The 13,920-nt window shown below is 57.0% G+C and carries 12 protein-coding genes; 4 read left to right on the top strand and 8 right to left on the bottom strand.

Translation table 11 applies throughout. The annotated features are described in order from the left end of the window. Window positions 1-121 precede the first annotated feature (121 nt). Both GN111_RS07725 and gdhA read left to right on the top strand, forming a co-directional pair. A complete protein-coding gene (locus tag GN111_RS07725; protein WP_231715698.1) occupies window positions 122-3,085 on the top strand; it encodes a PEP/pyruvate-binding domain-containing protein in 2,964 nt (987 codons plus the stop codon). Window positions 3,086-3,181: 96 nt separating this feature from the next. After that, the gene (gdhA, locus tag GN111_RS07720) at window positions 3,182-4,531 is read left to right on the top strand and encodes an NADP-specific glutamate dehydrogenase (RefSeq protein WP_155303205.1); all 1,350 of its coding nucleotides are present in this window, start codon (window positions 3,182-3,184) and stop codon (window positions 4,529-4,531) included. 116 nt (window positions 4,532-4,647) lie between these two features. Here the strand turns inward: gdhA and GN111_RS07715 are convergent, their stop codons facing one another. The 8 genes from GN111_RS07715 to GN111_RS07680 form a co-directional block, all read right to left on the bottom strand. After that, on the bottom strand, window positions 4,648-4,851 hold the full coding sequence (locus GN111_RS07715; protein WP_155303204.1) for a cold-shock protein: 204 nt from the start codon (window positions 4,849-4,851) through the stop codon (window positions 4,648-4,650). A 172-nt stretch (window positions 4,852-5,023) separates the two neighbouring features. Further along, complete coding sequence (locus GN111_RS07710; RefSeq protein WP_155303203.1) at window positions 5,024-5,374, bottom strand: hypothetical protein; 351 nt, start codon at window positions 5,372-5,374, stop codon at window positions 5,024-5,026. A 349-nt stretch (window positions 5,375-5,723) separates the two neighbouring features. Beyond that, window positions 5,724-6,275 (bottom strand): peptidoglycan L,D-endopeptidase MepK, encoded by a 552-nt coding sequence (gene mepK, locus GN111_RS07705; protein ID WP_155303202.1) that lies wholly within the window; start codon window positions 6,273-6,275, stop codon window positions 5,724-5,726. Window positions 6,276-7,061: 786 nt separating this feature from the next. Then, a complete protein-coding gene (locus tag GN111_RS07700; RefSeq protein ID WP_155303201.1) occupies window positions 7,062-7,913 on the bottom strand; it encodes a histidinol-phosphatase in 852 nt (283 codons plus the stop codon). Then, on the bottom strand, window positions 7,910-8,380 hold the full coding sequence (locus tag GN111_RS07695; RefSeq protein ID WP_155303200.1) for a nucleotide triphosphate diphosphatase NUDT15: 471 nt from the start codon (window positions 8,378-8,380) through the stop codon (window positions 7,910-7,912). Before GN111_RS07695 ends, GN111_RS07700 begins: the two co-directional genes overlap by 4 nt. A 51-nt stretch (window positions 8,381-8,431) precedes the next feature. Next, window positions 8,432-10,099, bottom strand: a complete 1,668-nt coding sequence (locus tag GN111_RS07690) for an FAD-binding protein (protein ID WP_231715697.1) — start codon at window positions 10,097-10,099, stop codon at window positions 8,432-8,434. Window positions 10,100-10,153: 54 nt separating this feature from the next. After that, on the bottom strand, window positions 10,154-10,924 hold the full coding sequence (locus GN111_RS07685) for an electron transfer flavoprotein subunit beta/FixA family protein (protein ID WP_155303198.1): 771 nt from the start codon (window positions 10,922-10,924) through the stop codon (window positions 10,154-10,156). 17 nt (window positions 10,925-10,941) lie between these two features. Further along, window positions 10,942-12,084, bottom strand: a complete 1,143-nt coding sequence (locus GN111_RS07680; protein WP_155303197.1) for an acyl-CoA dehydrogenase family protein — start codon at window positions 12,082-12,084, stop codon at window positions 10,942-10,944. Between the two features lie 392 nt (window positions 12,085-12,476). Between GN111_RS07680 and GN111_RS07675 the strand changes: the two genes are divergently transcribed. Beyond that, entirely contained in the window at window positions 12,477-12,932 is a 456-nt protein-coding gene (locus tag GN111_RS07675) for an NUDIX hydrolase (RefSeq protein ID WP_155303196.1), read from the top strand. Window position 12,933: 1 nt separating this feature from the next. Then, a complete protein-coding gene (locus tag GN111_RS07670) occupies window positions 12,934-13,917 on the top strand; it encodes a thioredoxin family protein (RefSeq protein WP_155303195.1) in 984 nt (327 codons plus the stop codon). The last annotated feature ends 3 nt before the right edge of the window (window positions 13,918-13,920 follow it).

Below are 13,920 nucleotides of genomic sequence, written 5' to 3'. Positions count from 1 at the left end.
GGAGTGACAACCCTGCTGGTTGTAAAATCTCAGGGTTTTAACATTAAGCGACCGCAACGGGCCGCAGACCGTTTTTAACTGAAGCCTGAACCCTCCCGTGGAAGGTAATGGATCCATGGTGTTGAGCACAAAGTTATTCTATAGTGAATCCGATTCCCGATTCAAGCTCTTTCACGAGCTGATGGGCCGCAAAATCGGCCATATCCTGTTGGTATCCACGCCCTACGACGCCTGGATCATGGAAGAGGACTGCCGGCTTTCCGAGAGGATCGTCAACGAGTACCGGGGGCTGAATCTCAGCAAACCGCCTCGCCTGACATGGGTCGCTTCCGCGACGCAGGCCCTTGCTGAGATCGAAAGCAACTCTTTTGACATGGTGATTACCATGCCGCGCCTGGCGGACATGGATGCCGCTGCCCTGGGCCATAAGATCAAGGAAAAGGCCCCCGACCTTCCCGTCGTATTATTGTCTCACGATACGATTCCTTCTCCCGAAAGGGAGCAGCCGGCCGGGAATGCACCGGGCATCGACCAGGTTTTTGTCTGGTCCGGAAACACGGATATTCTGGTGGCGCTGGTCAAACATGCCGAAGACCGGATGAACGTTGAGAAAGACACCCGCTCGGCCGGGATTCGCGTGATTCTTCTGGTCGAAGATTCGCCTTATTACCTGTCATCCCTGCTTCCCATCCTTTACCGTGAACTCGTCAGTCAGACCCAGGCCGTCATGGAGGGCACCCTCAACGAAGATCACCGGCTGTTGACCATGCGGGCGCGGCCGAAGATCCTGGTTGCCGGAAACTATGAGGAGGCCATGGCGATCTACGAACGATACGAAGCCAATGTGCTCGGTGTCATTTCCAAAGTGCGTATAAAAAGAAACGGTCGCCCGGACGAAAATGCGGGAGCGGATTTTCTTGGCCATGTGTATCGACGGCGCTTCGACATCCCGTTGCTGCTCACCGGCTCCAAGCCGGAGGATGCCGAAAAGGCGAAGACCGTTCAGGCGGCTTTTATCGACAAGAATTCGGACACCCTGCACGAAGAGGTGCAACGGTTCGTCAAAAAACGCCTGGGATTCGGAGATTTTATTTTTCGGACACCCGACGGTGCCGAAATCGGACGTGCCTCCAACTTAAAGACCCTGGAACAGCACCTGCGGACCATCCCGGATGACGCTTTTATGTATCACTGCCGGCAAAACGACTTTTCGCGCTGGCTGTTCGCAAGAACCGAAATGACGCTGGCTGCCCGGATACGGCCTATCAGCGACGAGGACTTTTCGGATTTGGACAGTCATCGCCAGCATCTGGTTGCGATGATCGCCGACCGCCGCAGGGGCCGCCAGAAAGGCATCGTTGCCGATTTCGATGCCGCCGACGCAGACTTCGACACCGAATTTTTCAAGATCGGTCAGGGTTCGCTGGGCGGAAAGGCGCGGGGGTTGGCCTTTGTGGCTTCTCTGCTGGGCCAGAATCCGGATTTGCACACGACCTATAACGGGGTGGATATTTTGGTTCCCCAAACCCTGGTCATCACCACCGACGGATTCGAATCCTTCGTGGAAACCAACCAGTTGCGCCATTTGTCCAAGGCCGACATGCCGGACGAGAAGATCTCCGAGCATTTTGTCAACGGCCAGTTTCCCCCATGGATCGAAGAGAAGTTGAGGCACTACCTGCGCCAGGTAACCTATCCCCTGGCCATCCGGTCTTCCAGTCTGCTGGAGGACGCCCAGTTCCGGGCCTATGCCGGGCTGTACCGCACGTACATGATCACCAACGACTGCCCCGACCTGGAACAGCGCTTGAAGCATCTGATTCACGCCGTCAAGCTGGTTTACGCGTCCACCTACTACAAGGGACCCAAGATGTTTTCCCGGCGCGTCGGCCACCGAACGGAAGAGGAAAAGATGGCCGTTATCGTCCAGAAACTGGTTGGCGATCAATATGAAGATGCGTTCTACCCGACGTTTTCCGGTGTCGCCCAGTCACATAATTACTACCCCTTTGCCCGCATGAAGCCCGAAGAGGGGATTGTCACCGTTGCCATGGGGCTGGGAAAGACGGTGGTCGAAGGCGAGAAAACGCTCCGATTCTCTCCGGCCCATCCCCAGTTGCTGCCCCAGCGTTCCACCGTGGAGGACGTTCTCGACAATTCCCAGCGCCATTTTTACGCCCTCAAGATGGAGAAGACCTGTCAATCCCTGAATAGCAACGAAGGGGCCAACCTCTGGTATCGCGAGGTGGCAGAGGCCGAAAAAGAACTTCCGGTACAATTGCTCGCCAGTACGTATGTGCCCGAGGAGCACCGTATCCGGGACACGCTTCATATCCCGGGGCAGCGGGTGCTGACCTTCGCCCGTATCCTCAAATACCGCGAGTTCCCCCTGGCCGATATCGTGAAAGACATGCTCGCCTTAGGGGCCCGGGGGATGGGTTGCCCGGTGGAAATGGAATTTTCGGTCAACGTGACGGAAGGCGGCGACAAGCGTCCCCAGTTCGCCTTTTTGCAGTTGCGTCCAATGACGGCCCGCGCCGAACTGGAACAGGTGACCATCTCCGACCAGGAGATCGAAAATGCATTCTGTTATTCCGTGCATGCCCTGGGCAACGCCAAAAACCGGGAGATGGCGGACATCGTGTTCGTTAAACCGGAAACCTTCGATCCGGCCAAAACCGTGCAGATGGTCAAGGAGATTGCCAGGATCAACGCATCGCTGGTCAAGGAAAACCGGAAATTTCTGCTTATTGGCCCGGGACGTTGGGGAACGGCGGACCGATGGCTGGGAATCCCCGTTGCCTGGGCGGACATATCCGGTGTGGGCGCCATGGTCGAAACCCGGTCTGAACGGCTTCGGGCCGAACCCTCCCAGGGCTCTCATTTTTTCCATAATATTACGACCCTGGGGATCCATTACATCACGGTTTTTGAATCGGACGGCAGCAGGCTCGACTGGGATTGGCTGGCGGAACTGCCACGGATGAGCGACGGCAATTTCGTCGCCCATGTTCGGATGGATCATCCGCTGACCCTCAAAGTCGACGGTCGTACATCCAAGGGTGTCATCGTCAGCGATAGTTGACCAAAGCCAAGTCGTGCAGGTAAAAAGAAACTATGGGGTCAAGGCCCGTTGCGGGAGAGGGTCGGCCGTTTACCCATACAAAAGAAAGGAAAATCAATGTCTGACATTTTGCAACTGGTTAAAGAGAGAGATCCCGGTGAGCGAGAGTTTCACCAGGCGGTCATGGAGGTGATGGCATCGATTCAGCCGGTAATGGATCGCAACCCCGAGTACCGGGCAGCTAAAATTCTGGAGCGGCTGGTGGAACCCGAGCGGGTGATCCTTTTCCGGGTGCCCTGGGTGGACGACCAGGGCGAAGTCCAGGTCAACCGGGGCTACCGCATCGAGATGAACAGCGCCATCGGGCCATACAAAGGAGGCCTGCGCTTTCACCCCTCGGTGAACCTGGGAATTCTCAAGTTCCTGGCCTTCGAGCAGGTATTTAAAAACGCCTTGACTACCCTGCCCATGGGGGGCGGCAAGGGGGGCTCGGATTTCAACCCCAAGGGAAAGAGCGACATGGAAGTGATGCGCTTTTGCCAGAGCTTCATGGCCGAACTGTTCCGCCACATCGGACCGGATACGGACGTGCCGGCCGGCGACATCGGCGTCGGGGCACGGGAGATCGGCTACCTTTTCGGTATGTACAAGAAGCTGAAAAACGAGTTTACCGGCGTGCTCACAGGCAAGAGCCTGGGATGGGGCGGCAGCCTGATCCGGCCCGAGGCCACGGGCTACGGGTCAGTTTATTTCGCGGCTGAAATGCTGGCCACCCGCAGCGAAACGCTGGATGGCAAGACCTGCCTGGTGTCCGGATCGGGCAACGTGGCCCAGTACACCATGGAAAAGCTGCTGGATCTGGGGGCCAAACCGGTGACCTGTTCGGATTCTTCCGGGTACGTCTACGATGAAGCGGGCATCGACCGGGACAAGCTGGCTTTTTTGATGAACCTGAAGAACGTTCGCCGGGGCCGGGTAAAGGAATATACCGAGAAATATCCGGATGCCGTCTACGCCGAGGCCGATCCGGAAGCGGAAGTCAACCCGCTGTGGAACCACAGGGCGGACTGCGCCTTTCCGTCGGCCACCCAGAACGAGATCAGCGCCAAGGACGCCCAAAACCTGGTGGACAACGGTGTAGCCGTAGTGTGCGAGGGGGCCAACATGCCCACGGTGCCCGAAGGCATCGACATCTTCATCGAGAATAAAATGCTCTATGGACCGGGCAAGGCGGCCAATGCCGGCGGCGTGTCGGTATCCGGCCTGGAGATGACCCAGAACTCCATGCGGCTGGCCTGGACCCGCGAAGAGGTGGACAACCGGCTGCAGATGATCATGAAAAGCATTCATAAAACCTGCCTGGATGCAGCCGAACAGTACGGTACACCGGGCAACTACATGAACGGGGCCAACATCGCCGGATTCGTCAAGGTGGTGGAGGCCATGCTTGACCAAGGGGTTGTGTAAAAGGCATGCAGACTGCGTTTGTCTGAGAAGATGAAGGTTTTATGAATCATTGCCAATAAAAAGCGGCGCCTCCTGCCGGACAGGGGCGCCGCTTTAATTGTCAGCCTGCTCTTTTGCTACACTCTTACCACATTGGCAGCAGCCGGGCCACGGTCGGTTTGCTCCACGTCGAAGGTCACCCGGTCTCCCTCCGAGAGGGTTTTGAAACCCTCCGCCTGAATGGAAGAGAAATGGACGAAAATATCGCCCTGACCGTCTTCCTGTTCGATGAAACCAAACCCTTTCTTGTCACTGAACCATTTTACTACACCGTTTGCCATTTCTGCGGTCTCCTTGAAAATAAGTAAACATCCCGGTCTCGAAGCCTGGTTGCCACTGGATAAAGGTGAACTCCTCCCCTGCACAAGACCTTTCCGGCCCATGGCCGGACCACCCTACAATCCCCTCTTACATGTTCGAATTATCGTCTACTGAACCGGTTAAAAAAACCGATTACAGGCCGTACACCGAGTAAATTCCCCGACCGATCCGCTTCATTTTGCCTTTCTGACAGGCGCGGTGAACGATATTGCTGATCTGCTTTTCGGTAAAACCGGATTTTCCCCGCAACGCTTCAACGGAGATTCCTTTCTTAAACCGTTTCATGATGGTGAGAACCTTGTCGGTGGGTGTGCCTGCTTTGGCCTTCGGGGCCGCCTTTTTTTTCGCGGCCTTTGCCACTTTTTTCTTGGCGACCTTTTTTTTAGGGGCGCTGTCTAACGTTTTGGCCAGTGTTTCGGTTTTTTTGGCCAGCGCGTTTAGCTGCCTTACGATGACTTTTAGATCCTTGGCTGCTTTTTTCATAAGCTTACGTCCTCCTTGTAAAGGGTGGGCAATTGTCTACCTCTCAACAGCCCGTCGGTTCTTCGACAGCCTGTCGCGTAAAATATATTGAGAAAGAACGAGGCGCCGCCCGATGGATCGGCGATCCTGAAGGATATGCGAGCAGCAACTCGGTTGGTTTTTTATGCCTGAATACCGCAGGGTAACCGGCTCAAATGGCGTTGCCGTGTAAAAATGAGCATGGCGCAATTAAAAAATTTCGAAGAATAGCGATGAGAACAAAAGCAAGAAAGCCGCAACGCACTATGAGAATGAGCATAAAGGATCGCTGGATAAATGTCAAGCTGCCAGAATATCACCGAAAAACGATCTACCAGACCTTCACCGGACCCGTATCCAGATGTACGAAATCGGAGGAGGGATAATATCCCACTCCGCCTGAATGCAGGTCAACGGCAAGCTCCCGGATTTCTTCCGTCCGGAATCCCGGGACTCGGATGTCTATGGCGCGCCCCTTCATATGCAGGCTGTTTTTTGCGACGCCTCGGGTGACTCTTCTCAGGGCTGCATTGGTTTCCGGGGAACGGTATCCTGAAATGATGCTGATCGGTTCGGATGTATTGATTTCCATGACGATGCGGTGGAGCAGATCCAGCAGGTCGGGGTCCACCGGCTTGATTTCGCCGGTGCGGTGATCCCGCATGATGGTGCTGATTCTTCCAACCGCACGGTGAATCAGTTTTCCATGGGAGCGGTAGCAGGTGGAAAGCGATTCTCCCGTGTGAATGTTGTAGAAAGAGAGGATTTGATGCTCAGGGGTTTGAACCGCCATCGCTGAGATGGGGAGAAGGGACAACGCAGCGGAGACGCTCATTTTAAGAAAAGTTCGCCGGTTGGTAAAAGGGAGTGCGTTGCCGTTCATCACCAGACGCTTCCTGATTTATCGGTACTTCGGGCGCATTATTTACAGGCTGCCGACGGATTGTTGTCGGGCAGCCGCAAGGCGAAAACTCTTTTGAAAAAAACTGTAAGAAAAAACGATATGGCTGTCAAGAGGTGTTGCCGGGTATTAAGGTTTTTTACCCTCGGGCCGATAAATAGATATGGAGGGCAACCTAAGTTTTGATCCCCCACGCGCCCCCGTCGGATACTGCGGCGATATTCCCGATTCATTGGGAAGGATGAGGCGCGAATTGTCAACCCTGGTGATAAAATTCAATGTCGAGGAGTTTGAACGTACTATAATGGAAATGGATGAAAAGCTTACGAACAAGACCGAAATGCAGCCGCATCAAAGCAATGATGCAGCCCGAACACCTTGCCGCAGGGCAGGGCTTGACAGAAGATGGATCCCCTCAAAGAACCATCATCCGGAACGACGGCGAGGTGGAGACCGGAGGTCTATGCAGCGAAGGTCGTTTTCGGACCCGTTGGTATTGGAAGTGACCGGGAGGGCGGAACCTTCAATTGCCGGCTTTGAATCGGTCTCACAAGCGTTGGAACCGGAATCCTCAGCCATTACTCCCGACGAAAACCGAATACCCGAAGCCAATGAGGATCGCAACAAAAAAGTGTTGCCCGAAAGGCAATGAGTTCTTCGCATCCCTGTTCATAAATGCAAAGACGCACCAAGACCGGCAAAGCAACCAAAGCACAAGGCACGAAAAGCGTAAATCGCCTTACTCCATAACGATTTATGATCGCCTGGTCAGGACCGATCTGCGGGCCTGCGCCAGTTGGTCCGCGCCCCGGCCGCCTGTAGCATTTCGATGGCAGTGGGCATGTATCGGCCGATGGTATCGACTCCGTGGGAATCGTCGCCCGGAACCACGTCGATTCCCATATCGATGGCCTGCTTCAATATAGGGGCGGACAGATAGGGTTCTTTCTCCCCCTTTGACAGCGGACGCAGGTTGAAGTCCAGAATCAGTCCCAGTTGCCTGACCAACTCCAGATTCCTCAGGATTTTTCCCCAGATGTTCGGTTTGACCAGGCGAGTGCTGTATCCGGGATCGTAAATGCGAATGAGATCCAGGTGGCCGACCACATTGGGCTTCAAGGCCTGGAGCATCTCGAACTGCTGATCGAAGTAGGCGTTGTACAACTCGTCCAGCCCACCGCAGCGATCCGCCGCCTCCCGGTATTTTTTCGGGCTGTAGTCGAAGGGGATCTCCTGGACATGATGGACGGAACCCACCACGTAGTCAGGAGAAAATTGCCCGATCAGTCTGCGGGCCAGGTCTATGCTTCCCTCGTAATACTCGGTTTCGAAGCCCACCAGGATTTCGATGCGGTCCACGTATTTGGCCTGCAGACTACGGCAGACGGTCATATACTCGGCGAAGCGCTCCATAAGGGCGTCGGCATCGAGCCCGGCCTGCTTTTCCTCTGGGTATAGATAGGCATCCGATGCGGGGGGCATGTGTTCGGTGATTCCTACCCACGGATAGCCCAGATCGATGTAGGCCCGCACGATTTCCTCAAGGGAATTGTTGGCGTGGCAGCAGAACTGCCCGCTGTGGCCGCCATGGACTGAAACGGGGGACGGGACGTTCGTCATGGGGATCTTTCTCCTTTGCGCGGCTTTTTTGCGGTTTCTTCACCGGATTGCGGCGGGTCGATGGTGAAATTCTGTTCGAGCAGATTGACGATGGGAAGAAAACGAGGGCTGGGAAGCTGCGCCCAGGGGAACCAACCCCAGCGTTCGCATTTGTCCGGCTCTCTCACCACGGGGTCGCCCGTGGTCTGATCGGCGATGACGAAAAGGGTCACGTAGTGCTTTTTCTCGGCTTCGAAAAAATCGTTGGTAAACGGTCCGAGGCGTAAGGATTCGATGGACAGACCCGTCTCTTCCATCAGTTCGCGCCGAGCGCAGGCCTCGATGGATTCGCCGTACTCCAGGTGGCCCCCGGGAAACTGCCAGGTTCCCGCACCGTGGGCATTGATACGTTTGCCCAGCAGCACCCGTCCCTGCCTGACGACGATGACCGCCACCCCGATATAGGGACGTTTTTGATCGCTTTTCATCCCAACTGTCATCGGATTTCAGAATCAGCCATTTTTAAGTCCCACGATTTTCTATAGCGTATAGAGGATCACCAGGCATCGTGTCATTTCGGCGGACAGACTTTTTAGTTTGTGGGGGATATTGGAATGAAAATGAATGGACTCGCCCGGTTTCAGGTTATGCACTTTGCTTCCCAGGGTGAATTCCAGATCCCCCTCCATGACGAAAATGAACTCTTCCCCTTCGTGTTTGTAGGCCACCGGTTTATGATCGTGGTGCGGTTCGATGGTGACCATGAAAGCGCGCAGGTGGTCGTTTTCGGCACCGGACGTCAATGTTTGGTAAGAGTAGTTGCGGGTGCGTTTAACATAGGCCCGGGTTCGCTGGTCGAGGATCTGTGTTTTTTCCTCATCGCGCAGGAAGGTTCCCGGATCGACGCCATAGGCATTGGCCAGCCGCAGGATAAACGCCACCGGCGGGGAGAACTCGCCGTCCTCGACGCCAGCGATGAAGTCCGGCGTCTGTCCGGTAGCTTCGGCCAACTGCTCCTGCGACCAGCCCCGGGCCTCGCGCAGGACCTTCAGTTTTGCACCGAATCCGCTTTTGCGGGAGGACTCGGCTTCATCCGTGCAAATGTCATCGGCCAACCGGCGCATGACCGCCTGCCGGACCCGTGAGATCAGCAGCGGCAGGAACGTGGGCGCATCGGCGGCAACGCCAATGTCCGCCAAATGGAAGATGGGTGCGGCCGGATCACGGTTGATGGCAACGATGGTTTCGGCCTCCGTGATGCCTGCGGTATATTGCACCGCTCCCGAAGTGCCCACGGAGATCAGCAGCTTGGGGCGCACGGTTTTGCCGGTCTGGCCGATGAGCCGGTCTTCGGCCGCCCAGTGGTTGAGCACCGGCGGCCGGGTCGCCCCCACCTGTCCGGACAGCGCGGCAGCCAACTGTCGAACCAGTCCGAAATTCTCCATGCTTGCCAATCCGGCCCCTCCGACGACCACGGTGTCGGCGTTTTCCAGATCGGCTCCGGCGGGAGGCGACCATTGCGAAGAGAGCAACCGGATGGCTTTTTTTCCAGGGAGATCTTCGACGGCTTCGTGGACCACCTCACCTTTACAGGCGGTCTCGTTCTTGATGCCCGCTCCATGGGGCTGTATGGTGGCGAATCCCATTTCGTAGCCGGGAGCAAAGGTGATTTCGGACATGATTTCTCCCCCCCAGGCCGGGCAGAGTCCCACCACGCTGCCGTTTTTACCCGGCAGGAGTTCCACGCAGTCGGCGATCAGGCCGGCACGGGCGGCGGCGGCGGTCCTGGCCGCCAGTTCGCGGCCGAAGTCGGTAAGGGGGAATGCCACCAGTCGGGGGCGGTGCTGTTTGAGTATGGGATTCAGGGCATCGGCGAAAAGATGGGGCGATGGGGTGGCAAAGCATTTGTTTTCGAAGTAGTAGACCGCATTAGCCCCCCAGGCAAAAGCCTTTTCTTCCACGGAACCTTCAACGGTGCAGGCGTCGTCTCCCGAAACAGTCATAAGGCTTTTCTTCCCGGGCGTCAGTATGAACAGGACCACCCGGTCCCCGGTTTTTTCGGCCAGGGCCGAGGCTTTGGCCAGAACCTTGAGGCTGGTGTCCAGCAATTGTCGGCTGCGCAGGTCTCCGAATACCCAGATTTGGCCGGATGATGCGGCGTCCAAAGTTATCTCTCGGTTGTCGGTTGAAAAATTGGTATGGTTCACGATGACGGCACCATCATTGTCTTTCGGTAGTCGTTTGTGCAGTCCGGCTGCAAGTCAGCCGATTTTCCCCGCCTCTACCAGTTTTTTGACCAGGGCATCGGCTTGGGCGTCCGAGGTCCCTTCGATCCATTGGCATGTTCTCTTTCGGGTTACGGTCTTCATGGACAGCACCCGCGTGGGGGATCCGGCATCGCCCACCTGCGCCGGCTCCAGTCCCAATTGGCCGATGGTAATAGATTCTACGGTTTTTTCGTCAAAAGCCTCGACAATCTTGCCCAGTTCCGGATCTCTCGGTGTGGACGCCGACGGATGAATGGTGAGCGCCGCCGGCATGTCCAGCGCGTAGGTCTCCAGGATGCCGTCCAGATCGCGCGAGACCGTGAGGGTGTTAGCCTCCACCTCGATCTGCCTGGCCCCGGAAACCATGGGAAGGTCCAGCAGCACCGCCGTCTGGGGGCCGACCTGACCGGTGTCGCTGTCCGAGGTGCGAGTTCCGAAAAGCACCAGATCGAAAGGAGCCAGGCTGCCGATTCCGGCACACAGGGCGGTCGCAGTGGCCAGGGTATCCGCACCGGCCAGCGCCGGGTCGCAGAGAAGCAAGGCCCGGTCCGCCCCTGCGGCCATGGCTTCTCGCAGGCTGGCTTCAGCGCTGGGCGGTCCCATGGAAAGGACGGTAACCGACCCGCCTTGGGCGGCCTTCAGTTGCAGGGCGATCTCCAGAACCGGCCGGTCGAAGGGGTTGAGGGCGCACTTATCGGGCGTTCGTATGATTTTTCCTTTGGGGGCCTCGACAACCACGGATTTGATGCAGACGACAATGTGCAAGAGGCGATTCCTTTTTTCTATTCGTCCATCACGCTTTTGGCAATGACCATGCGATGGATTTCTGAAGTGCCTTCATAAATACGGGTTACGCGGGCATCGCGGTAGTAGCGTTCCACCGGGTAGGCCTTGCTGTACCCGTAGCCGCCGTGGATCTGAACGGCCAGGTCCGTGACCCGGTCAGCCGCCTCGGAGGCGAACAGCTTGGCCATGGCCGACGCTTTGGTAAAGGGCAGGCTCCGCTCTTTGAGGGTTGCCGCCCGGTAAACCATCAGCCTGGCGGCGTCCACCTGGGTGGCCATGTCGGCGATCATGGTCTGGATGGCCTGATGGCGTTCGATGGGGACTTTGAACTGCTGGCGCTGCCGAGCGTAACGGACCGCCTCCTCCAGTGCCGCATGGGCGATCCCCACCGCTTGGGCGCCGATGCCCATGCGACCCGTGTCCAAAGCGGCCAAGCCGATTTTCAGCCCCATGCCTTCTTTGGCCAAAAGGTTTCCCGACGGGATACGGCAGTCGGTAAGGCGTATGGAACTGACCGGATTGGCCCGCATTCCGCAAAGATCTTCCAGGTCGCCCACCACAAAACCGGCCGCGCCGCGTTCGGCCACCACGACGCTGATGCCCCGATGCCCGGCGGCCGGATCGGTCCGGCAGAAAATCAGGCAGATGTCGGCCACACCCCCGTTGGTCACGAACACCTTGTTGGCGTTGACCACGTAATTGTCACCGTCGACGATGGCCGTCGATTCAATACCCCCGGCATCCGAGCCCGCATTGGGTTCGGTCAGGCAGAAAGCGCCGATTTTTTCTCCCCGGGCCAGAGGCGGAACCCAGCGTTCGATCTGTTCTGGATTGCCGAAGGCCAAGATGGGGTAAAGGGCCACGGAGTTGTGAACGGTGACGCAAAGACCGATGGCGGCACTGACCCGCGAAATCTCCTCGACGATGATGGCATAGCTGACGGCATCCAGGCCCGCGCCACCCAATTCTTTCGAAGCCTGAATCCCAAAATAGCCCAGCTTGCCCATCTTTTCGACCACTTCCCAAGGGAACCGAGCTTCCTGGTCGATCTGGGCGGCAATGGGCCGCAACTCCCGTTCACAGAAACGGCGCACCGACTGACGCACAATACGGTGTTTTTCTTCCAGCAGTTGGTCCATATGGCCTTTCACCCGGTTAAGAATCCGATGATGTCTCACAGCCTACATGCATCGCGTGGGACGCTGTTGCAGCTATCAGAAAATATCCGGAGCGTCAATGATCCCCCATGGCGGTTGGAGCAAATTCAAATTGAAGCCATCAGGAAATGGTGATACCTAGTGACCATCCAGAAATGGCCAAGCCAATTTCACCCTTGGCCGATATCTTTGTTGCACGAAAAATTTTATCCTCGAAATATCAACCATATGCACCCCAAGGGCATTTCCTTCGGGCACCTGTGGTAAAACCAGAGCTAAAATTGGTCGTGCGCCTTGATCTCGACCAAATTTTCCTATTTCTGGACGGACACTGCCAACGGTACCTGGTGACGTTACAAGGAAATATTGATCCCATGAAATGTGATCCGGAAGCAGGCGGAAGTTACCCCGATACACCCCGTCCGGCGGTTGGCGCAGTGGTTTTCAAAGACGACGCCGTCCTGCTTGTGCAGCGGGCAAAGGCGCCGGCCCAGGGCATGTGGGCCATACCGGGCGGCAGCGTCCGCCTGGGGGAGACCCTTCAGGAGGCGGCCGAGCGCGAGGTACTGGAAGAGACCGGGGTGGTCATCCGCGCCGGCGAACCGGTGCTGGTTTTCGATACCATTCAGCAAGACGAGCGGGGCATCGTCCAATACCATTACGTTATCGTGGATCTGGATGCTGATTATGTCAGCGGAACGCCCCGGGCTGCGGACGACGCCGCCGATGCCCGCTGGGTGGTGCAGGACGAGCTACCGCACCTGAAGGTCAATCCGGCCACCTTACGTCTATTACGGGATCGATTCAGTTTCGGTAAACGGGAAAGGTGACATGACAGAAAGGATAACTGAGCAGGCAAAGGATCGGATCCGTAAGTGGGGAAAAGGACGGGATGCAGACATTCCCCTTCGTTACACCACCACCGGCGATGCCATGGATGAAGCCTTCAAGGATTTTGCCGGCATGATGGCTGACCTGGCCCCATGCGTTAATGCAAAGAAAGACGGTGATGCACCGGTTACGCTTCCCAGCCTGCTGGTCGGCAGCCGGGTGACCTACCAGGCCATTCCGCATGATCGGGAACTAGAGCCATTTCTGGAATTGTTGGCTGATGCCGATGCCTTTTCGGACCGCGTTTCCGCGGAGGTGCGCGAGCGACTGGCGCAGCTGACCTTGCCGGCATTGGTCAAGGTTTACGTTACGCCGTTTTGCCCGCATTGCCCCAATGTGGTGTCGCTCCTGCTGGGTCTGGCGGCCGTAAGCGAACAGGTGCGGGTGACGGTCATCGACGGCGAACTGTTCCCCGATGCCGCCGTGAAAGACAAGGTCAGCGCTGCACCCACGGTAATCCTGGACGGTCAGTTCCGCTGGACCGGCAGTGTGGATGCCGCCGAACTGGTGACCCTGATGCTGGACCGCGATCCGGCCAATCTGGGCGCCGACGCGCTGCGGAGCATGATCGAAGAGGGGGACGCCGAGGGCGTGGCCCGCATGATGAGCCAGCGTGGTAAGATTTTCGGTGCTTTTATCGATCTTCTGGCCCATCCCCGCTGGTCCGTGCGCCTGGGGGCCATGGTGGCTTTCGAATCCCTGGCCGAAGTGGACGCCGGGCTGGCCAAAGAAATCGTCGAGCCGCTGACCGCTCTTTTCGAGAAGGTGGACGACATGGTCAAAGGCGATCTGCTGCATGTTCTGGGCGAGTCGGGCAACCAAACGGCCCTGCCGTTTCTGGAAGGTGTGGCTGCCGGAGACGATGACGAGGAAATGCAGGAAGCCGCCCGCGAAGCCATCGAGAAATTAAAAGAGGGCGGATAAATG

Source organism: Desulfosarcina widdelii, assembly GCF_009688965.1.
Taxonomy (GTDB): domain Bacteria; phylum Desulfobacterota; class Desulfobacteria; order Desulfobacterales; family Desulfosarcinaceae; genus Desulfosarcina; species Desulfosarcina widdelii.
This window is presented reverse-complemented; position numbering and strand designations above follow the sequence as displayed.

Coding starts and splice junctions, on each gene's coding strand:
- gdhA (WP_155303205.1), top strand. CDS start 3,182: ATGTCTGACATTTTGCAACTGGTTAAAGAGAGAGATCCCGGTGAGCGA.
- GN111_RS07715 (WP_155303204.1), bottom strand. CDS start 4,851: ATGGCAAACGGTGTAGTAAAATGGTTCAGTGACAAGAAAGGGTTTGGT.
- GN111_RS07710 (WP_155303203.1), bottom strand. CDS start 5,374: ATGAAAAAAGCAGCCAAGGATCTAAAAGTCATCGTAAGGCAGCTAAAC.
- mepK (WP_155303202.1), bottom strand. CDS start 6,275: ATGAACGGCAACGCACTCCCTTTTACCAACCGGCGAACTTTTCTTAAA.
- GN111_RS07700 (WP_155303201.1), bottom strand. CDS start 7,913: ATGACGAACGTCCCGTCCCCCGTTTCAGTCCATGGCGGCCACAGCGGG.
- GN111_RS07695 (WP_155303200.1), bottom strand. CDS start 8,380: ATGAAAAGCGATCAAAAACGTCCCTATATCGGGGTGGCGGTCATCGTC.
- GN111_RS07680 (WP_155303197.1), bottom strand. CDS start 12,084: ATGGACCAACTGCTGGAAGAAAAACACCGTATTGTGCGTCAGTCGGTG.
- GN111_RS07675 (WP_155303196.1), top strand. CDS start 12,477: ATGAAATGTGATCCGGAAGCAGGCGGAAGTTACCCCGATACACCCCGT.
- GN111_RS07670 (WP_155303195.1), top strand. CDS start 12,934: ATGACAGAAAGGATAACTGAGCAGGCAAAGGATCGGATCCGTAAGTGG.